Raw genomic sequence first — 18,443 nt, 5'->3', positions numbered from 1 at the left:
ATACTACTAATTGTCTCAGTTTTCAGATTTTAACCTCCCAGAAAACCCCGAAAATAAATTATCTATTAACAAAAAAAACCGTGATTATACTGGAGATTGTGCGAGAACTTAGCGATTACAATTAATTTAGTAAACGCGATTCCTCTCCTGCTTCTAGACTCACCGCCAGTAATCCTGCACTGGCGGATTTTTCAATATTAATTTAGTCAAATAATGTTGACGCTAGTGTAAGTCATCGAGCAGGTAAGGGGTAATAGGTAATTGGAAGCTATACTCATTAGTAGAACAAGTTAATAATAAGTTTAGGTCACAGTCTTTGGTGATAAAGATTGAAGAATGCAATCTTGACTTCGTGGAGGAAACAGACTAAAAGTAGAGTGAATGCGATCGCATTTGTGATAGTCGTGTCTGAGTAGCTTTTTAGTGAATGCCACAATCTTAATACTTGCTGTTTTAATTTTTGCAGCAGCAGTATTGTATTCCTCTGTGGGTCATGCAGGTTCATCGGGTTATCTGACAATTATGGCATTGATGGGTGTCACGCCAGCGGTGATGAAACCGACGGCTTTGACACTGAATATATTAGTTGCAGCGATCGCGACAGTGAAATTTTATCGTGCGGGATATTTTTCTTGGGCGTTATTTTCGCCACTGGCGATCGCTTCGATACCATGTTCGTTTATCGGTGGGTATCTGACTTTACCTGCGAGTATCTACAATCCGATTACAGGTGGCGCTTTACTCGTTGCAGCTTATAAACTTTTTCGCACGCATCACACAACTACAGCAACATCTCAAGCAATACCGCTACTTGCTGCACTTTTGTCAGGCACAGCGATCGGTTTTTTATCAGGCGTCACGGGTATCGGTGGCGGAATTTTTCTATCTCCGCTACTTTTACTTATGGGCTGGGCAGATCCGCGCCAATCTGCGGGAATCTCCGCTGCATTTATTCTTGTCAATTCAATCGCTGGATTACTCGGACATCTTTCGCACACTACATTATTGCCCAAAACAATTATATTTTGGGCACCATCAGCTATTATTGGTGGTTTTATTGGTGCTGAATATGGTAGTAAGCACAAAAGTGCAAATTTACAACAGCTACTATCGATATTATTAGTTATTGCCGGACTAAAACTGCTGTTTTCGTGGTAGCGATCGCACTTGAATAAGGGCAGAATATATAGTAGGAGTAAGGGTTAAACTCTAGTGAAGAAAATCACTATTGACCAGCAATTAGCTATTTTACAAAAAGATATTATTGATTTAAAAGCGGGACAAACAGAAATCAAATGCGATTCATACACGAGGTTTACTAGACTAGAAGAAAGCAGCGTATTAAAGCATCTATGAACCTACGGATTTTAGCAACAACAATATTTTTATCTACCGCAAGCCTTGTTACTCCTGTAAAAGCCCAAACACCAGCAACCGCACCAACTGTACCAATATCTAACCCAGTTGCAAATGCTTGCATTCAAAACCAAGCAGAAACCTTACCCGTACCTTTTAGTGACGTTTCTCCCGATCACTGGGCTTTCAAAGCTGTGATGACGATGTATTATTGTGGTGCCTTCCGTCAGGCTGCACCACCGTCTTTGTTTCAGCAAGCAACACCGACACAAAGTCAGCAGTCTAACCCTACAGAAGGCACCATCGAGTTTACTGCACCAGTTGCACCCAACAGTTAAGCCGCAGTTAGTTCATCAGACACGTCTGCGGGTGCAGCATCTTGTACAAGTGATGGCATTTGTCCGCTACGTTGTAGCAAACCACCAACCATTGCTAATAACGCATTAACCTTACGAGTGCGCCATTCATCAACGAGTTGTTGTACTTCAACAACTGACATTCTACGGGTCATTGCTTCATATAAGTATGCGGCATGACCTGTTTCATCTTGGGCAATACTTAGCATTCCTTTTTTGAGGTTTCGCGCAGTTGCGTCATCTTCTGGTAACACATTTGCCATCCGCGCAAAGTCTTTACTTGCGTCTAGCTCTAAAATGTAGGTGCTAGGCATAAAAACTTTCCAGTCGATATTGTCTGGTTTAAGCTGTTCAGGAGAATATCCCTCAAAGTAAGCTGCAAAGAAAGGACTGCGCCGCTCATTTGGCTTATCATCAGACGGTTTGGGAAGGTTTTTGAAGTCTATAACTTGTTTGTCGAGTTGTTTTAAGGCATGAGCAAAAATATGACCGTGTCGAGTTTCATCTGCGGCGTGTTTTGTCAGTTTTTCTGCAAGCCAAGCATCGCCTTCTGCTGCTGCGCGTTTACTCAGTGCTTCTAAAAATGGAACTGAACCTGATTCTGCAAGTTGGAACCCAGCTAATACATTAGGACGCGTTAAGGGATCGCGAATTTGCCGCGCTGCTACATACGATGCAGCACTAGAACCAGCTAAGTGTAGAACGAGTGTGAGAAAGTTCATGATCTACTTATGCTGTATGAGGAGGTTACATCATTGATCCTAATCACTAATTTCTAATTAGGGTGGCAATATCTGATACATCAGTAAATTATATTTGGCAGTATTTTAAATGTTGTGCAAAATTAAGAACAATCTTACGCATCGTAAGATTAATTCAGAAGTTGTCTTTTTACCGCAGAACATTATGAAACCAAGTCACCTCATTACTCTTGTCTCGGTTGCGGCGATCGCGGGAACCACTTTCGTTAATTCTAATCCGGCTCAAGCGTGTCCCTTTAGCTCTAAGCTTGCGGTCAATTCTGTAAATCAGTCATCACCAAGCATGAATCCGACAACGAATAATTCCAACGTAGCAGGATTCGCGCTACTCTCAGGTTTACTCGCAGTGGGTGGCGTTTATTGGTCGCGCCGTTCGCGTCAATCTGATCCTGTTATTGATCGCGCTGAATACGAAGCACTAGAGATGCTGGATACTCCAGCGGTTGAACAAGTAGTAGAAGAACGCGAGTTAGTTGGTAGCCGCAAGTGATGAAAGCAGAGAAGCAAAGGGGTCTTGAGAGAGTTAGGAGTTATTTATCTAATGGCTTTGGCACCTTTCTTCGCGAACAATTCAAAACGTGCTAACGCATTGCGGTAGCTAACAAAACTCACTCCTCACCCCTCACATCTGCTAATATCGCACGGGTAGCAATTCGGGTTTGAGGTTGTGAAACTACCTGTGCGATCGCTTCTTCTAGTGTGCGCGATTATTCTCTTAGGATTGGGTGCGTGGCAATTTCTAATTCCACACGCACAATACACTGTACTAAAAGTCAGCGATGGCGATACGATTACGGTGATTGATACCAAAAAAGCTAAAATTCACGTCCGCTTCGCGTGTGTTGATGCTCCAGAAATACCGCATTCTCATCAAGAAAAATACACGAAAAATAAGATTGCGCGTAATCAGTTTAACTGGGGAATGAAAGCGCAACAGCGCGTTCAGCAACTAATCGATCAGAAAGGCGATCGCGTTGCTTTAAAGATTACGGATAGCGATCGCTATGGTCGCCAAATTGCCGAAGTGCGTCTTGCTGATGGCACTTTGATTCAAGAAGTTTTGGCACGTGAAGGACTCGCACTGGTTTACCGTCCTTATCTCAAAAATTGTCCGAGTGCTACTGCTGTTGAACAAGCGGAAGCTAAAGCTAAAAGTCAGCGCACAGGTGTCTGGAGTGATGCACGTTTTGTTGAGCCTTGGCAATACCGAAGCCGAAAGTGAAAAAAGCAGGAAAGTTAGGATGAATTTATGATGCGAAGATAGGAGATGATAAGGCTTGCTTCTCCCCTAGTTTCTTGCTGTTATTGTTTTTTGATGGAAATATAAACAATAAAACTTTCGTTTAAGACACCCATTATGAATAATATCATACTATAAATATGGATGAAAACGCAAAGTAGCTAAAAAAATTCGTTTTGAAAGTATCCAAAAGACAATACTGTAGCAGTTTCATTTTTAGGCGCGAGCTTTGCGGCGAGAACGCACAGCAGGATTCATCCACCGCTCGAAGTAGCTGAAGGCTTGGGACGATAGTAGGGTGAGACAGAGATAAATGATGGCAACGGTGGCGTAAATTTCAAACGAGCGATAGTTTTCAGCAACGATCAGTTGACCTTGGCGGAATAGTTCTTCAAACCCGATTACCGCAACCAAACTTGTATCTTTTAGCAAGCTAATAAACTCATTTCCTAAAGCAGGTAACATCCGGCGGAAAGCTTGGGGAAAGATAATATAACGCATCGTTTGCACCGAACTCATCCCCAATGATTGCGAAGCTTCTGATTGTCCAGACTCAATCGATTGAATCCCACCACGGACAATTTCTGCAATATACGCCGCGCTGTTGAGACTTAAGGCAAGTACAGCGGCGGCGAGACGATTGAGATTGAAAGTAAAACCGAGTTCTTGGGCGATCGCAGGTATGCCAAAGTAAATCATAAAAATTTGTACGAGTAAAGGCGTACCACGAAAGAAATCGATATATGCTCTAGCAGCCCAACGAATTGGCAAAATTTTAGAAAGGCGGATAATTCCAATCAGCGAACCCGCGATCATACCCAAGACGACAGAAAACGCCGTCAGTTGCAGTGTAATTAAAGCACCACGAAGTAAAGAAGGTAATGCGCGAACAATGACATTAACTGCGGTGACGATAAACGGTGCGCCACCTGTGGCGGTTTCTTCTTGGAACGGTAGTCTTTCAGGTAAGGGGGGAGGTTCTACACCAAACCATTTTTGATAAATTTGGTTATACGTGCCGTTTTCGAGTAGAGTTGTTAATCCTTGATTGATTAAGGCTAAGTTTGGCGAACCTTTGGGCGTGGGAATGCCAAAATATTCTTCAGTCAGGAGATCGCCAACAACTCGAACTCCTTGGACGTTACCCGTTTGAATCGCGTATAAGATGACAGGCTGATCGTGGAGTACTGCGTCAACATTGCCATTGAGTAATTCGCGTAAAGTTGTCGGCGCGTCATCAAAGCTGCGAACTTGCGCACCAGGAACTTTCGCGGCTTCTAGCGCCCCAGTTGTACCGATTTGAACCGCAATGCGTCGATTTTGGAGCGACTCAAAACTGGTAATATCTTGATTGTTTGCACTAGTTGCGATCGCCAGTCCTGATTTGAAGTAAGGACGCGAGAAAGAAACGGTTTTGGCACGTTCTTCGGTAATCGTCATCGCCGCAATCGCCGCATCGATTGTTCGCGCTTGTAGTGCAGGAATCATCCCTGCAAACGGCAAATTTTGATAGCGAATCGTAAATCCTTCTTCTTGGGCGATCGCATTCATCAAGTCAACATCAAAGCCTTGCAACTCGCCATCGGGTGACTGAAACTCAAATGGCGGATATGTTCCTTCAACAGCAACGGTGAGGGTTCTACCAGCAGCAGGAGAATCAGAATTATTTTGACAACCTGCAAATAAGAGTAAACAACATAAGCCCACTACCACACTCAGACGCAGCCAGTGCTTAGCCAATCCCGCCATCATTGTCTTTCTCCTCGGTATTCTCTGCGCCTTGAGTAGATGTCAATCTAAATTCAATCCTAAGTTAGTTGACTCGGATGTAGACAAGATTACAATCAACTGTGGTGCATCTGAAATAATTTCTACAAAACTTCGCCTTGTGAGACAGGGATATGGTCAACTCCACCGCTGCAATTACGTTTGAAAATATCGAAAAAAACTTTGGTTCGCTGCGGGTACTGCGCGGAATCAGCGGTGAAATCCATCGTGGTGAGGTTGTGGCAATTATTGGTTCATCGGGCTGTGGTAAAAGTACGCTGTTGCGTTGCTTTAATCGCCTCGAAGCCATTGATGGTGGACGGTTAGTTGTCAACGGGATGGATTTATCTAAGCCCAAGTTGAATTATCGCCAACTGCGACAATTGCGATCGCAAGTGGGAATGGTCTTTCAGCAATTTAATTTGTTTCCACACTTGAGTGTATTAGAGAATCTGACGATCGCGCAGCGGAAAGTCTTAGGTAAATCAGCCAAAGAAAGCGCGCAACTTGCAGCATTTTATTTAGAAAAAGTCGGGTTATTTGATAAAGCCAGCGCCTACCCCGAACAACTTTCTGGCGGACAAAAGCAAAGAGTTGCGATCGCGCGAAGTTTGTGTATGAATCCGCAGGTAATTTTATTTGACGAACCAACTAGCGCCTTAGATCCTGAACTTGTCTGTGAGGTTTTGCAGGTAATGCAACAACTAGCTGCGGATGGAATGACAATGGTTGTTGTTACTCATGAAATGCAGTTCGCACGAGAAGTTGCAAGTCGAGTTATGTTTTTAAATCAAGGTCAAGTTGAGGAACAAGGTTCAGCGCGAGAAGTGTTAACGCATCCTAAAAGCGATCGCTTACGTGCGTTTTTGAGTCGTTTGAATGAAGGAGTTAGGAGTTAATGACTATTGGCTAGCGTATGTAAACAAGTTACTTCAGCTTCTTCCATCTCAACCTCAAAGACTGTGGCGAAAGCTTGAGTAACGTGCGGGATGACTTGCTCTAAAGTAATATCAGGAATCCATTGCGATAGACTGCCAACAGGTTTATCAGAAATACCACAGGGAACAATGCGTTCAAAGCCTGTCATATCAGGACATACGTTTAAGGCAAAGCCGTGCATTGTCACCCAACGACTCACTTTAATTCCGATCGCCGCCACTTTGTAACCTTCTAGCCAAACGCCTGTTAACCCTGGAAAACGTTCTCCGTGCAATCCGTAAACGGCTAAAACGCGAATTAAGACTTCTTCTAACTGGCGCAGATACCAATGCAAGTCTTTGCGATGATATTGCAGATTTAAAATCGGGTAGCCAACGAGTTGACCAGGACAATGATACGTCACTTCGCCGCCGCGTTCAACGCGTTGCACATTATAGATACTTTTGTCAATATCAAAGTTAATAAAATTGGGGTCGGCACCTTGTCCTAAAGTATACACTGGCGGATGTTCGAGCAAAATTAAACCATCTGCGAGCGAAAAATCATTGATCCGCTGTTGCAAAAGCGATCGCTGCCATTCCCACGCTGTTTTATAGGGTACGGTTCCTGGTTTGTATAGCAAACATTGGCGACTTTGGCTCACAACGAAAGTATAAAATAATGACTTTTTCTCAAGCAACATAGCAGAATTTCAGCATAACGATCAACACAGTTCATTTCATTTTCAAATTATGAAATCAAGAAATGTCAAAAGTTGCAAAGGTTCTTAAAGAGAGTCTCAAAGTGCTATATTAGGTAGAATACAAAGTGTTAAGGTAAATATATAACCTCAAATGAACATGGAGGAAACAGCTTCTTAGAAAACCACGCCTGCTACAGTCGGGAAATGATATGCAGCCATTGACATCTATAGCGGCAGTTAATGCATAATAGAAAACCTCCTAATAAGGTAACAAAGCAAGCAAATCCTTACAGGGAAGATATCATTCTCGTCACAACTATAAGATTTAGTTGTCTTATGTAGTCAAAAGTGTGGTAGAAGTAGCAACGAATTTTGAGTTTATACTTGAAGACTAAAAAAGTAAAACTTGCGCTTTAATACTGAGTGATTCAAGCTGCAATTTGTTGTCACAAGAAGTAGTCGTTTCCCTAACATTTTGTTTCATTTTAGACAGAGTACGTCAGCCGGAGAATTGAATATGAAGCTAGTCATCCACGGCAAAAACATTGAAATTACTGATGGAATTCGCGAATATGTACATCAGAAAATTGAAAAGGCAGTAAATCACTTTCAAAATTTGACGAATGAAGTGGATGTGCATTTATCAGTCGCACGCAATCCGCGAATCAATGATAAGCAAGCCGCAGAAGTAACGATTTACGCCAACGGAAGTGTGATTCGTGCCGAGGAGAGTAGTGAAAACTTATACGCTAGTATCGACATGGTAGCGGATAAAATTGCCCGCAAACTCCGGAAATATAAAGAGAAGCGCCACGATAAGAAAACACAAGTTCCCGAAAAAACGAGTATCGCAGTTGAACCAGCACCGGTGGTCGAAGATCTCATCGGCGATCGCACTCCTGAACTTCCTGAAGAAGTCGTGCGGACAAAATACTTTGCCATGCCACCAATGACAATTACTGAAGCGTTGGAACAGCTACAATTAGTCGATCACGACTTTTATATGTTCCGCAACGCCGAAACCGGAGAAATCAACGTCATCTACGAACGCAACCACGGTGGTTATGGCGTGATTCAACCGCGTAATAGCAATGGTAATAGCAAAAACGGTAACGTTGAAACTACCTCACCAGCAGAAAAAGCACATCATTATTAAGTTGTAGCTTTACATAATTTTAGCGCAGGGGTGCACAGAAGTTAAGAAAATCCTATTAACTCACCCCTCACCCCTTACCCCTATTTGTTGCAAAGTCTTCAACGATTCGTCTACATGACCTTGAAAGTTAAACTGTGAGTTGAAAATATGCTGTACGACTCCCTGCGGATCGATCACATAAGTTACTCTTCCTGGTAATAAACCAAGTGTAGCGGGAACTCCGTACAGCTTTCGTACTTGATTACCAGTGTCACTTAAAAGCGTAAAAGGTAATTGATATTTAGCTGCAAATCGTTGATGTGATTCGGGTGAGTCAGCGCTAACGCCAATTACTTCTGCACCAGCATTTTGAAAAACTTCATATTGATCGCGAAAAGCACATGATTCTTTTGTGCATCCTGGTGTGTCATCTTTGGGGTAAAAGAACAAAACAACTGATTTGCCACGAAGATCGCTTAGCTTAACTGATGTACCTGTTTGCGAAGGAAGCGTAAAATCAGGAGCGGTATCTCCAACTTTAACTGCCATAGATAGCACCCTCAAATATGAACTTTTGTTATCTTAGCGTGATCGCATCTTTAAGGCGAACTTGTTATAAGAAGCAACGACGATCAAACCAGTTAAGCTAGAAGAATAAAAAAGCTCGTTTTATACCAACAGTTATCTGTATCTCCAAGCGGAGTTGTTAATGAAAAAGCGTTGTACTGGAATAATCGTAGCGGGATTTGCAAGTGTTCTTCTGACTCAACCAAGTTTGTCACGAGAAGTATCTGTTGTGTCAGCGGTGCATAGTGAAATACAACAAGCGGAAGTTCACAACAATCAGGGAGTGGAATTAGCTGAACAAGGAAGGTTAGCTGAAGCGATCACCGCGTTTAATCGGGCTATATCGATTTATCCAGAATACGAACACGCGCACAATAACCTTGGGTTAGCGCTAGGTAATCAAAACAAATTTGCTGAGGCGATCGCCGCATTCAATCGGGCGATTGAAATTAATCCGAGGAATTTTGAAACTTACAACAATTTGGGAATTGCACTTGGTAGCCAAGGTAAATTCGCCGAAGCGATCGCGGCTTTCAATCGGGCGATTCAGATTAATCCCAACGATCCGGTTTCGCGACAAAACTTAGGCGTTGCGCTTTGGAGTCAAGGCAAAATTTCGCAAGCGGTGGCGTCGCTACAAAAAGCGAGAGAACTTTACGCGATGCAAAACAACTCCGCAGGTATACAAGAAGTCGGCGTGATTCTCAATCAGATCTCATCACCGGCAAATTAGCCAATTTTAGCAGAGGCGAGAGTTTAAATTACTATTAAGAACGCGATCGCAGTAAATTTTTAATCTCTTTCCAAAAAGCCCATTTTTGTGCATTTGACTGCGGATAAGTTAGGATACCTTGTCTTGGGCTAAATAATAGCGCTAGCGTAAAAAAGCCTGAGGCAACTAAGACGATTGCAGGTCCCGAAGGTAAATTATAAAAGTAACTAAGATACATCCCTGTAATACTGGCAAGAATACCAATAATCGCCCCTAAAATCATCATTTGATTGAGGCGCTTTACGAGCAAATATGCGGTAGCGCCTGGGGTAATCAGTAGCGCTAAAACTAAAATGACACCAACCGCAGTTAGACTGGCAACGATTGTTAACGCAATCAATACCATCAAGCCAAAGTTTAAGAGATTGACAGGTAATCCAGCGGCTTGCGCGCCTACTGGGTCAAACGTGTAAAATAATAATTCTTTGTATAATAAGAAAACAACGGCAATTACGAATAAAGAAATAATGGCTGTATTCCAAACATCTTGAGAAGTTACGCCCAAAATATTGCCAAACAAAAAATGGTTGAGGTCGATTTTATTCGTTTTTTGTACAACAGTAATTAACGTAATTCCTAAGGCAAAAAAAGCCGAAAAAACAATTCCCATTGCAGCATCTTCTTTAATCGGTGATCGCGTGCGAATCAAGGCAATAGCCAATGTACTCACAACACCCGCAATAAAAGCACCGATAAAAATGTCTGCACCAACAATAAATGCGATCGCGAGTCCTGGTAACACTGAATGGCTAATCGCATCTCCGAGTAGCGCCAAGCGTTGTACCATCAAATAGCTACCGACAATCGCACAAATCACGCCAACTAAAACAGCAATCACGAGCGATCGCTGCATAAAACTGTACTGCAACGGTTCAATAATAGCTTCTAGCATACAGCAGGGTTTAGAGGTCAGGAGTTAGGATAATTGAGAGTTATGATTATTGAGTGTTAAGAGCCTAACCTTTACTTCCAATGCAATATGTTCAAGTATAAGGTCAATTAGCACTATTATTAATTTTATGCCAATTACCAACTACCAATTCAGCTAATAGCTTTTAAATTATGCTGCTTCTCCATTGAAAAATACAACTTGACCTCGATAAGCACGGCTCATATTTTCTGGTTGCAATACAGTCTGACGCGAACCACTCGCAATAACTTCTTTATTCAATAAAATGAGGTCGTCAAAATTAGTAATTGCTTCGCCCAAATCGTGGTTAACAACTATCACAGTTTTGCCATCTGCGGCTAATTCGTGAAAGATTTCAAAAATGACGGCTTCGGTTTTTTTGTCAATACCTGCTAACGGTTCGTCAAAACAAAAGACATCGGCTTCTTCTGCCAAAGCGCGGGCGAGAAATACGCGTTGCTGTTGTCCGCCAGAAAGTTGCCCAATCGAGCGATCGCGGTATTCACTCATCCCGACACGTTCCAGCGCCGCCGCTGCGACTTGACGACTAACGTGCGAAAAACGACGAAACCATCCAGCTTTACGGACTCGCCCCATCAGAACGACATCCCACACCGTAGCCGGATAACTCCAATCAATCGCTGAACGCTGCGGAACATAAGCGACTTTATCTAACTGCGACTTCAACGGCTTTCCTTGATATAAAACCGTACCGGTTGCGGAGATCAGCCCTAACATCGCCTTGATTAAGGTACTTTTACCCGCGCCATTTGGACCGATAATTCCCGTGATTCTTCCAGGATAAATCTCAAAATTGACATCATGCAGCGCTTCAACATCACGATACTGCACTCCTAAATGGCTGACAGTAATTGCTGCATCGTCTAGCATTCGAGTGTCCTTTTGCACGGATGAAGTGAAGTGAGCGCTATGAGGAAAGGGAAGAATCGTCATAATCTTGCTTGATGGTGGCGTAGTTAGAAATCACAATATGAACGCAATGAGGGATAAAAATGAAAAGATTATGAAAAAAGTATAGAATAAAAAATGAAAAGAATATGAAAACTAATGTATCAATTTCGTGAAAGTGAGGACTCGGTCGCAAGGCAGAAAATATAGAGCAATCATCGTTGGATTCTTGCTAGGCTTATTGCTCAGTGCATGTGGTGCAGCGATTACCAATCAGGCTGATTTAGAAGTTAACGATCAGCCAAACGTTGTTGCTACGAGCACAATCATTACCGACTGGGCTGCTGAAGTAGGAAAAGAGCAAATTCAACTGACAGGCATTTTGCAACCAGGGGACGATCCCCACGTGTACGAACCCGTACCGCGCGATAGTATCGCGTTTGAAAAAGCCGATTTAATTCTCTACAACGGTTATAACTTAGAGCCAGCGTTGATCAAGTTGATGAATGCAGCGGGAGTCAATGCGCGCAAACTCGCCGTGGGGGAAGTCGTACCACCGCTACAGTTAGAAGAACAAGGAACAACAGTACCCGATCCGCACGTTTGGGGCGATGTGAGAAATGCGATCGCAATGGTGGATGCGATTCGCGATGCGTTTATCGAGTTATCGCCAAGCGATCGCGAAACTTTTACGCAAAACGCGGCACAATATACCGCGCAATTACAGCAACTTAATACTTGGGTACGCGAACAAATTCAAACGATTCCGCCAGAAAATCGCCGACTAGTAACAACCCACGATGCGTTTCAATACTACGCTAACGCCTATGGGTTAGAAGTTTTTGGAACTTTAATTGGTATTAGTACCGAAGAACAACCCAGCGCCCAGACGGTGCGACAATTATCGGATGCGATTCGAGCAGCAAACGTACCGACAATTTTTGCGGAAACAACGATTAATCCAGCTTTAATTCAAACCGTAGCCGCAGAAGCCGGAGTTGAGCTAGCGACGCGACCTTTGTACTCTGATTCAATTGGTTCTCCAGGAAGCGAAGCCGATTCTTACATTAATATGATTGTCGCCAATACGCGCACAATTGTCGAGGCACTCGGAGGAAATTACACGCCGTTTTCTCAAAGTTAAATTAACGCGAATGTAAAAACGTCGCGATGCGCTCAACTGCAGTTTCTAAGATAGCGGGATCGCGAACCAACGCAAACCGCACGTAGCCTTCACCAAATTTACCAAAACCCGCACCAGGAGAAGCCGCAACGCCTGTCGTTTCGACGAGTTCGGTACAAAATTGAATCGAATCGTTCCACTGTTTGGGTAATTTTGCCCAGATGTACATCGTCGCATCAGGTGTAGGAACTTGCCAGTTGATGCGGTGCAACGCATCAATAAATGCATCGCGGCGTTGCCGAAAAGTCTTGACAACTATTGACACTTGTGATTGCGAACCAGTAAGCGCTGCGATCGCACCGTTTAAAATTCCGCGATATTGGTTAAAATCAACCGCCGCTTTGACTTGACGTAATGCCCGAATCAACTTCGCATTACCGATCGCATACCCTACGCGGAACCCGCCCATATTGTACGACTTCGAGAGCGTGAAAAACTCAATCGATACGGACTTTTCTGGATCGGCTTGGAGAATAGAAGGCGCGAGCAATTGGGAATTTTGGCTTCCTTGTGTAAAGACAAGATCGACATACGGAAAGTCGTGAACTAACACAAGATTGTGTTGTTGACAAAACGCCACCGCTGCTTGAAAGAAGGCCAAAGGCGCGATCGCACTTGTCGGATTATGCGGATAGCTCAGTACCATCATCCGCGACTGCGCGAGTACGGGCGCGGGAATATCTGCAAACACAGGCAAAAAGCCATTTTCTGCGCGTAATGGCATCGGGTAAATTTGACCACTTGCTAAATAAACGCCACCCGCGTGCGAAGGATAGCCAGGATCGAGTAATAAAGCAAAATCGCCAGGATTTAATACCGCCAGTGGTAAATGCGCTGTTCCTTCTTGCGAACCAATCAGCGGTAAAACTTCGGTTTCGGGATCGACAGAAATGCCAAACTTGCTTGTATACCAACTTGCTGCGGCTTCTCGAAACGCCCGTGTACCGTGAAACAGTAAATAACCGTGCGTGCTGCGATCTGGTAAAGATTGGGCGATCGCATCAAGTACATGGGGTGCGGCTGGAAGATCTGAAGATCCGAGCGACAAGTCAATCAAGTCTTTTCCTGCGGCGATCGCTCGTGCCTTTGCTTGATCCATATCTGCAAAGACATTGGCTTGGAGATATTCTAAACGCTTAGCAAACTCCATAGTTTTTAGTGGTTAGTGGCTAGTAGCTAGTAGTACTAATTCGTCATTTCCGCAGCTTAATCTCCCTAGTGGAAATGGGTATCTAGGATCTCAATCAATTTTTGTTTGGGAATCACGCCTTCGGTAGCTTCTAGCACTTGCTGATTTTGAATGAGCCGCAGCGCGGGTACACCTTCGACTTGATACTGCTTGACAGTTTCAGGATTGGGGTCTACTTCCATTTTGACAACTTTTAGGCGATCGGCGTATGTTGTTGCTGCCCAGTCAATTGTTGGTGACATTAAACGACAAGGACCACACCAGGAAGCCCAAAAATAGACTAATACTGGTTGGTCTGCTTGCAAAACTTCAGTTTCAAATTCTTTATCTGATATTACAGTAACGCTGCTCATGGGGTTATTGTTCAAACAAGATTGGACAAAACGACTGACCCTTCAGTATTTTGACTTGTTTTGTCGCTCTCCAAACGCTATTAGGAAAAAATTTGCGTGTTTTGTTTTGAAAAGAGCTAAGCCCTGATTTGACCTGGCGCTCTTAGGTACTGATCAAGGCTTGCATCGCATCAAGTTAATAATGACCTTTACAATTGGTCTAGCTGTTTTTTCAGTTGCTCTAATTCAGCATCAACTGGCTCAGATTTGGGTGATGATTGTTCTGAGGGTGGGAGCGATGCTTGCTGCGGTGAACCTCCTGGCAGCGACATTTGCGCTTTAAGCGCGGCGAGTTCGTCGTCAACATCACTGCCGGCTTCTAGCGCCGCGAACTGACTTTCGAGATTATCTGTTGCTAACTCAGCGGCGGATTGTGCGCGGGCTTCTTGCAGCATGACTTTTTCTTCCATCCGCTCAAACGCTGCCATTGCACTGCTTGTTCCCATTCTACCAACAGCACCTTGCAGTTGTTCTTGGGCTTTCGCCGCGGTGATCCGTGCCTTGAGCATATCTTTCTTCGTTTTGGCTTCGGATATTTTGCTTTCTAGGGCAATTAGGTTACGCTTGAGCGTGTCAATTTGGCTTGTTTGTTGCTCGAGACTACCACGCAAGGCATTCGCTGTTTCGGCGTAGGTTTTCTTGCGTTCGAGGGCTTGGCGGGCTAAGTTTTCGTCGCCTTTTTGCAGTGCGAGTTGGGCATTACGCTGCCACTTGTTTGCTTCGTTTTGTGCTTGATTGTACTGTTGTTCGGTGCGTCGTTGCGCGGCGATCGCTTGGGCGACACTCTGACGTAGTTGCACTAAGTCTTCCTGCATTTCTAGCAGCGACTGTTCGAGCATTTTTTCTGGGTCTTCGGCTTTGCTCACCATGTCGTTGAGGTTAGCTTTGACGACCCGACTGATTCGATCAAATAATCCCATAACTTTGTTCTCTTAATGTGTGCAAGATAGGTTGAGCGTTGTAATTTTGTTTTACTCAGTTCAACACCAAAATCAAAAGAGTTTCTATTCCTAACATAAGCCTAGTACTTAGTTGGCGTTGTGATAGTTAGGCAATTTTTATTAATTTCTATAGAAAATGCTATTCCCTACGTTCGAGATTTCTATCTTGAGTAGTAGACATTCCAGGTAATTGCGGTGAGTTTGGCTTACCTGGTAGTTGTGCTTTCATGCGTGCGAGTTCAGCATCAATATTATCATCTGTTGCTAGCGAGTCGAATTGTTTTTGTAAATCGTCGGTTCCCATGTCGGCGATTAATTCTGATTGCGCTTCGAGTTGCATCACCCGTTCTTCCATGCGTTCAAAAGCACCTAAGGATTGACTCGTATTCACTCCACCTAGCATTTCATTGAGTCTTGCGGTTGCTTCTGCTGATCGCGCCCGTGCAATAAACATATCTTTTTTCGATTTGGCTTCGGATATTTTGCTTTCTAGCATCTGCATATCCTTTTTCATGCGACTGATGATCGCATTTTGTTGCTCGATTTGCGATTGCATGGCGCTGGCAGTTTCTTGATAAGACTTGCGTTTTGTTAAAGCTTCGCGGGCTAAGGTATCATTTCCTTGTTGCAGTGCTAGTTGCGCGCGGCGATACCATTCTTCGGCGGTAAATTGAGCTTGTTGTGCTTGACGTTCGGTACGTTTTTGTGTGGCGATCGCACTTGCTACCGCTTGCCTGAGTTGCACGAGTTCATCCTGCATCTGTGCGACTGTCTGCTCTAGAATTTTTTCTGGGTCTTCCGCATTACTGACTAAAGAATTGACATTCGATCTAAACACCCGCCCGATGCGGTCAATCAATCCCATGATGGCTCTCCGTTTGGTTACAAAAGCTGCACCTTGCCCGTTCCGACCGCAACGCACCAACTGGTAACATCTTAGTCGGAGTATTAAAATCATGGTATCGTACCTTCTCTGTCGCTAACCTCCCCTTTTGAGCACCTATCAAAAATGTCTTTCAAATCGCTTGAGCAACTTGTGGGTGCTTTTATTGAGCAGAACGCTTTGCACGAGCAACCGTTGCCACGGGTCGTTAAGTGTTGGGCTGATGTTGTTGGTGCTGCGGTGGCGGCGCATACGCACCCGCTTTCGATTCAACGTAATATTTTGTGGGTGGCAACATCGAGCGCGGCTTGGGCGCAAAATCTTACTTTTGAACGCCAGCGCATCTTAACGAAACTCAACCCTTATTTACCACCAAATAATCTCTTAGTTGATATTCGCTTCTCTACAGCAGGATGGCAGCGATCGCCAACGATTAACCAAGACAATACCCCAATAAAAAACGATCATCCTAGCTATATTGTCACAGCGGCGACGCGTAAAAATCACCTCCGCGCTGTGCCAGAAAATCCACGTGCGGCATTTCAACATTGGCAGAATACGACGCGATCGCGATCACGCGGGCTACCCCTTTGTCCGCAATGTCAATCTCCTACACCTCCAGGAGAACTACAGCGCTGGCAAGTCTGCTCGTTTTGTGCTGCTAAAAAATGGTAAGCACGATCGCCATTTTATTTATTCGTAATCGTTGATAAGTTCAACGCGTGCGCCCTAACAATTAATCCTGAGAACGTCATTATTGTACTTACTGAATAGCACATTCTACCTCACAATATTTGTCTAAAGCCATCCATGTTTATACTGATTTTTAAGAAAATCGCACTCAGTTTATAAAAGATTTTATTTTGTTTCTTGCTGATCCCTTGTTGGTTTTAGTCAAAATCTATAACTTTCACTCTTGCTTTTGTATCGTAATATAACAAGATTATAAAGAAAACATGAACTTTCTGTTTTAAAAAAATAGCTGAAAGCTATACCAATTAATCATTATGCTGGCTTTAAGGGATCTTTTACAAAGCGGCACAATAACAATCGATGGATAATTGCTACACAGCATTCCTATGAAAAATGTAAACTTTCCAACTTCAGCCTGTCGTTACTGTCGTTATTATCAACCAGAAGGACGGCGCGGCGGGTGTTGTCAATTGTTGGGAGTACCAGTTCAAGGAAGTTGGAAAGCTTGTGAATTATCGCTTCCAGCTTTTGCCCCGTCGTGGGATCTCAATAAAGTTATGATTGTGCCAGATGAGCCAGCGCTTGTACCTACACCATCTCCAGTGTTTTCTGAATCAAACCATACTTCGTTAGAACTAAGTCGGCATTCGCTTTCCCTCACCCCTTCTTAAGGTAGCCAAGGGTATTGACGAAAATCAGGTTTACGCTTTTCTAAGAAAGCCTGTTTTCCTTCGGCTCCTTCTTCAGTCATGTAGTAGAGTAAAGTTGCATTGCCGGCAAGTTCTTGTAAACCTGCTTGACCATCACAATCAGCATTGAATGCAGCTTTAAGACAGCGAATTGCGATCGGGCTTTTTTCTAAAATTTCGTTTGCCCATTGAATTCCTTCGGCCTCTAGTTGTTCTACAGGCACAACGCAATTAACTAGACCCATTTCTAAAGCTTGGGCTGCGGTGTATTGGCGACAGAGAAACCAAATTTCTCGCGCTTTTTTTTGCCCGACAATACGGGCAAGGTAACTTGCACCAAATCCACCATCAAAACTACCCACTTTAGGACCTGTTTGACCAAAAATTGCGTTATCCGCAGCAATTGTTAAGTCGCAAATCAAATGCAGTACATGTCCGCCGCCGATCGCATACCCAGCAACAAGCGCGATGACGACTTTCGGCATCGAACGAATTAACCGTTGTAAATCTAATACATTCAACCGAGGAACACCTTCATCATCAACATATCCCGCAGTTCCCCTCACACTTTGATCTCCCCCCGCACAAAATGCGTATTTACCATCTGTATGTGGTCCTGCACCTGTAAATAAAACAACACCAATACTCGTATCTTCACGAGCATCAACAAAAGCATCGTAAAGTTCAAAGACAGTTTTGGGACGAAACGCATTCCGCTTGTGCGGACGATTGATGGTAATTTTGGCAATACCGTCGGTTTTGTGATAGAGGATATCTTCGTAGGTTTTAGCCGTTTGCCAGTTTTGCATAAAGTGTGCGATCGCGCTTCCAGTTTGAGAATTTTAACTCAATGTCTAGTATGTGTGCTGAATAGCATAGCCAAGATGTCAGAAGGTTAAGGTGTAATCACTATGCCATTATGACAATAGAACTAAGACGCACAGTTGATTATGACGCAGATTGAGAGTAACACTGATGTAGAAAATGAGGATTTAAATGTCCTATCAGCAGACAACCCTCTTAAAAATCCAGAACATGATCGACTAGGATATGCACCCTTTGCGAAAAATCTTGCAGAT

21 protein-coding genes are annotated in these 18,443 nt (G+C 43.7%); 10 read left to right on the top strand and 11 right to left on the bottom strand.

The features are described from left to right. Nucleotides 1-423 precede the first annotated feature (423 nt). Both NIES1031_RS06880 and NIES1031_RS06875 read left to right on the top strand, forming a co-directional pair. Nucleotides 424-1,158 (top strand): sulfite exporter TauE/SafE family protein, encoded by a 735-nt coding sequence (locus NIES1031_RS06880; RefSeq protein ID WP_073548743.1) that lies wholly within the window; start codon nt 424-426, stop codon nt 1,156-1,158. Between the two features lie 194 nt (nt 1,159-1,352). Then, nucleotides 1,353-1,694, top strand: a complete 342-nt coding sequence (locus NIES1031_RS06875) for an S-layer protein (RefSeq protein ID WP_073548742.1) — start codon at nt 1,353-1,355, stop codon at nt 1,692-1,694. Here the strand turns inward: NIES1031_RS06875 and NIES1031_RS06870 are convergent. Continuing rightward, nucleotides 1,691-2,434 carry a rubrerythrin family protein gene (locus NIES1031_RS06870; protein ID WP_073548741.1) on the bottom strand — a complete coding sequence of 248 codons (744 nt, stop codon included), beginning with the start codon at nt 2,432-2,434 and terminating at the stop codon, nt 1,691-1,693. The genes NIES1031_RS06875 and NIES1031_RS06870 overlap by 4 nt on opposite strands. A 184-nt stretch (nt 2,435-2,618) precedes the next feature. Here NIES1031_RS06870 and NIES1031_RS06865 point away from each other — a divergent pair, with 184 nt between their 5' ends. Then, on the top strand, nt 2,619-2,963 hold the full coding sequence (locus NIES1031_RS06865; RefSeq protein WP_143167723.1) for a hypothetical protein: 345 nt from the start codon (nt 2,619-2,621) through the stop codon (nt 2,961-2,963). Between the two features lie 177 nt (nt 2,964-3,140). Next, nucleotides 3,141-3,695, top strand: a complete 555-nt coding sequence (locus tag NIES1031_RS06860; protein WP_073548739.1) for a thermonuclease family protein — start codon at nt 3,141-3,143, stop codon at nt 3,693-3,695. Between the two features lie 234 nt (nt 3,696-3,929). Here NIES1031_RS06860 and NIES1031_RS06855 read toward each other — a convergent pair whose 3' ends face one another. Continuing rightward, nucleotides 3,930-5,465, bottom strand: a complete 1,536-nt coding sequence (locus NIES1031_RS06855; protein WP_218596691.1) for an ABC transporter permease subunit — start codon at nt 5,463-5,465, stop codon at nt 3,930-3,932. A gap of 149 nt (nt 5,466-5,614) precedes the next feature. Between NIES1031_RS06855 and NIES1031_RS06850 the strand changes: the two genes are divergently transcribed. After that, the gene (locus tag NIES1031_RS06850) at nt 5,615-6,379 is read left to right on the top strand and encodes an amino acid ABC transporter ATP-binding protein (RefSeq protein WP_073548737.1); all 765 of its coding nucleotides are present in this window, start codon (nt 5,615-5,617) and stop codon (nt 6,377-6,379) included. Here NIES1031_RS06850 and lipB read toward each other — a convergent pair. After that, nucleotides 6,376-7,101 carry a lipoyl(octanoyl) transferase LipB gene (gene lipB, locus NIES1031_RS06845; protein WP_073548736.1) on the bottom strand — a complete coding sequence of 242 codons (726 nt, stop codon included), beginning with the start codon at nt 7,099-7,101 and terminating at the stop codon, nt 6,376-6,378. The genes NIES1031_RS06850 and lipB overlap by 4 nt on opposite strands. A 517-nt stretch (nt 7,102-7,618) precedes the next feature. Between lipB and hpf the strand changes: the two genes are divergently transcribed. Then, nucleotides 7,619-8,257, top strand: coding sequence for a ribosome hibernation-promoting factor, HPF/YfiA family (gene hpf, locus NIES1031_RS06840; RefSeq protein ID WP_073548735.1), 639 nt, complete (start codon nt 7,619-7,621; stop codon nt 8,255-8,257). A gap of 60 nt (nt 8,258-8,317) precedes the next feature. On the opposite strand, the gene NIES1031_RS06835 is transcribed toward hpf, so the two are convergent. Continuing rightward, nucleotides 8,318-8,785 (bottom strand): peroxiredoxin, encoded by a 468-nt coding sequence (locus NIES1031_RS06835; RefSeq protein ID WP_073548734.1) that lies wholly within the window; start codon nt 8,783-8,785, stop codon nt 8,318-8,320. A 160-nt stretch (nt 8,786-8,945) separates the two neighbouring features. On the opposite strand from NIES1031_RS06835, the gene NIES1031_RS06830 reads away from it, so the two are divergent. Further along, nucleotides 8,946-9,536 carry a tetratricopeptide repeat protein gene (locus NIES1031_RS06830; protein ID WP_073548733.1) on the top strand — a complete coding sequence of 197 codons (591 nt, stop codon included), beginning with the start codon at nt 8,946-8,948 and terminating at the stop codon, nt 9,534-9,536. 34 nt (nt 9,537-9,570) lie between these two features. On the opposite strand, the gene NIES1031_RS06825 is transcribed toward NIES1031_RS06830, so the two are convergent. Together NIES1031_RS06825 and NIES1031_RS06820 are read right to left on the bottom strand one after the other, a co-directional pair. Then, on the bottom strand, nt 9,571-10,467 hold the full coding sequence (locus NIES1031_RS06825; RefSeq protein WP_073548732.1) for a metal ABC transporter permease: 897 nt from the start codon (nt 10,465-10,467) through the stop codon (nt 9,571-9,573). Nucleotides 10,468-10,635: 168 nt separating this feature from the next. Beyond that, nucleotides 10,636-11,376: a metal ABC transporter ATP-binding protein gene (locus NIES1031_RS06820; protein ID WP_073548731.1), complete on the bottom strand. Its 741-nt coding sequence runs from the start codon at nt 11,374-11,376 to the stop codon at nt 10,636-10,638. 247 nt (nt 11,377-11,623) lie between these two features. Here NIES1031_RS06820 and NIES1031_RS06815 point away from each other — a divergent pair, with 247 nt between their 5' ends. Continuing rightward, nucleotides 11,624-12,538 (top strand): metal ABC transporter substrate-binding protein, encoded by a 915-nt coding sequence (locus NIES1031_RS06815; protein ID WP_236738742.1) that lies wholly within the window; start codon nt 11,624-11,626, stop codon nt 12,536-12,538. 1 nt (nt 12,539) lies between these two features. Here NIES1031_RS06815 and NIES1031_RS06810 read toward each other — a convergent pair whose 3' ends face one another. The 4 genes from NIES1031_RS06810 to NIES1031_RS06795 all read right to left on the bottom strand — a co-directional run bounded on the left by NIES1031_RS06810 (nt 12,540) and on the right by NIES1031_RS06795 (nt 15,964). Next, the gene (locus NIES1031_RS06810; protein ID WP_073548729.1) at nt 12,540-13,727 is read right to left on the bottom strand and encodes an LL-diaminopimelate aminotransferase; all 1,188 of its coding nucleotides are present in this window, start codon (nt 13,725-13,727) and stop codon (nt 12,540-12,542) included. Nucleotides 13,728-13,792: 65 nt separating this feature from the next. Next, nucleotides 13,793-14,119, bottom strand: a complete 327-nt coding sequence (trxA, locus tag NIES1031_RS06805) for a thioredoxin (RefSeq protein WP_073548728.1) — start codon at nt 14,117-14,119, stop codon at nt 13,793-13,795. A 188-nt stretch (nt 14,120-14,307) separates the two neighbouring features. Then, nucleotides 14,308-15,078, bottom strand: coding sequence for a PspA/IM30 family protein (locus NIES1031_RS06800; RefSeq protein ID WP_073548727.1), 771 nt, complete (start codon nt 15,076-15,078; stop codon nt 14,308-14,310). Between the two features lie 160 nt (nt 15,079-15,238). After that, on the bottom strand, nt 15,239-15,964 hold the full coding sequence (locus NIES1031_RS06795; protein ID WP_073548726.1) for a PspA/IM30 family protein: 726 nt from the start codon (nt 15,962-15,964) through the stop codon (nt 15,239-15,241). Nucleotides 15,965-16,108: 144 nt separating this feature from the next. Between NIES1031_RS06795 and NIES1031_RS06790 the strand changes: the two genes are divergently transcribed. Together NIES1031_RS06790 and NIES1031_RS06785 are read left to right on the top strand one after the other, a co-directional pair. Continuing rightward, nucleotides 16,109-16,657 (top strand): DciA family protein, encoded by a 549-nt coding sequence (locus NIES1031_RS06790; RefSeq protein ID WP_073548725.1) that lies wholly within the window; start codon nt 16,109-16,111, stop codon nt 16,655-16,657. A gap of 404 nt (nt 16,658-17,061) precedes the next feature. Beyond that, a complete protein-coding gene (locus NIES1031_RS06785; protein WP_073548724.1) occupies nt 17,062-17,346 on the top strand; it encodes a hypothetical protein in 285 nt (94 codons plus the stop codon). Here the strand turns inward: NIES1031_RS06785 and menB are convergent. Then, nucleotides 17,343-18,173 (bottom strand): 1,4-dihydroxy-2-naphthoyl-CoA synthase, encoded by an 831-nt coding sequence (gene menB, locus NIES1031_RS06780; RefSeq protein WP_073548723.1) that lies wholly within the window; start codon nt 18,171-18,173, stop codon nt 17,343-17,345. The genes NIES1031_RS06785 and menB overlap by 4 nt on opposite strands. Nucleotides 18,174-18,443 lie beyond the last annotated feature (270 nt).

Origin of the sequence: Chroogloeocystis siderophila 5.2 s.c.1 (assembly GCF_001904655.1) — a bacterium.
Taxonomy (GTDB): Bacteria; Cyanobacteriota; Cyanobacteriia; order Cyanobacteriales; family Chroococcidiopsidaceae; genus Chroogloeocystis; species Chroogloeocystis siderophila.
Note: the sequence above shows the minus strand (reverse complement) of the source record. Positions and strands in the feature narration are given on the sequence as shown.

Excerpts from the sequence above, each read along its gene's own strand:
- NIES1031_RS06825 (WP_073548732.1), bottom strand. The coding sequence starts at position 10,467 with ATGCTAGAAGCTATTATTGAACCGTTGCAGTACAGTTTTATGCAGCGA.
- NIES1031_RS06810 (WP_073548729.1), bottom strand. The coding sequence starts at position 13,727 with ATGGAGTTTGCTAAGCGTTTAGAATATCTCCAAGCCAATGTCTTTGCA.
- NIES1031_RS06820 (WP_073548731.1), bottom strand. The coding sequence starts at position 11,376 with ATGCTAGACGATGCAGCAATTACTGTCAGCCATTTAGGAGTGCAGTAT.
- NIES1031_RS06785 (WP_073548724.1), top strand. The coding sequence starts at position 17,062 with ATGAAAAATGTAAACTTTCCAACTTCAGCCTGTCGTTACTGTCGTTAT.
- trxA (WP_073548728.1), bottom strand. The coding sequence starts at position 14,119 with ATGAGCAGCGTTACTGTAATATCAGATAAAGAATTTGAAACTGAAGTT.
- hpf (WP_073548735.1), top strand. The coding sequence starts at position 7,619 with ATGAAGCTAGTCATCCACGGCAAAAACATTGAAATTACTGATGGAATT.
- menB (WP_073548723.1), bottom strand. The coding sequence starts at position 18,173 with ATGCAAAACTGGCAAACGGCTAAAACCTACGAAGATATCCTCTATCAC.
- NIES1031_RS06865 (WP_143167723.1), top strand. The coding sequence starts at position 2,619 with ATGAAACCAAGTCACCTCATTACTCTTGTCTCGGTTGCGGCGATCGCG.
- NIES1031_RS06830 (WP_073548733.1), top strand. The coding sequence starts at position 8,946 with ATGAAAAAGCGTTGTACTGGAATAATCGTAGCGGGATTTGCAAGTGTT.
- NIES1031_RS06850 (WP_073548737.1), top strand. The coding sequence starts at position 5,615 with ATGGTCAACTCCACCGCTGCAATTACGTTTGAAAATATCGAAAAAAAC.
- NIES1031_RS06790 (WP_073548725.1), top strand. The coding sequence starts at position 16,109 with ATGTCTTTCAAATCGCTTGAGCAACTTGTGGGTGCTTTTATTGAGCAG.
- NIES1031_RS06795 (WP_073548726.1), bottom strand. The coding sequence starts at position 15,964 with ATGGGATTGATTGACCGCATCGGGCGGGTGTTTAGATCGAATGTCAAT.
- NIES1031_RS06870 (WP_073548741.1), bottom strand. The coding sequence starts at position 2,434 with ATGAACTTTCTCACACTCGTTCTACACTTAGCTGGTTCTAGTGCTGCA.
- NIES1031_RS06800 (WP_073548727.1), bottom strand. The coding sequence starts at position 15,078 with ATGGGATTATTTGATCGAATCAGTCGGGTCGTCAAAGCTAACCTCAAC.
- lipB (WP_073548736.1), bottom strand. The coding sequence starts at position 7,101 with ATGTTGCTTGAGAAAAAGTCATTATTTTATACTTTCGTTGTGAGCCAA.
- NIES1031_RS06875 (WP_073548742.1), top strand. The coding sequence starts at position 1,353 with ATGAACCTACGGATTTTAGCAACAACAATATTTTTATCTACCGCAAGC.
- NIES1031_RS06855 (WP_218596691.1), bottom strand. The coding sequence starts at position 5,465 with ATGATGGCGGGATTGGCTAAGCACTGGCTGCGTCTGAGTGTGGTAGTG.
- NIES1031_RS06835 (WP_073548734.1), bottom strand. The coding sequence starts at position 8,785 with ATGGCAGTTAAAGTTGGAGATACCGCTCCTGATTTTACGCTTCCTTCG.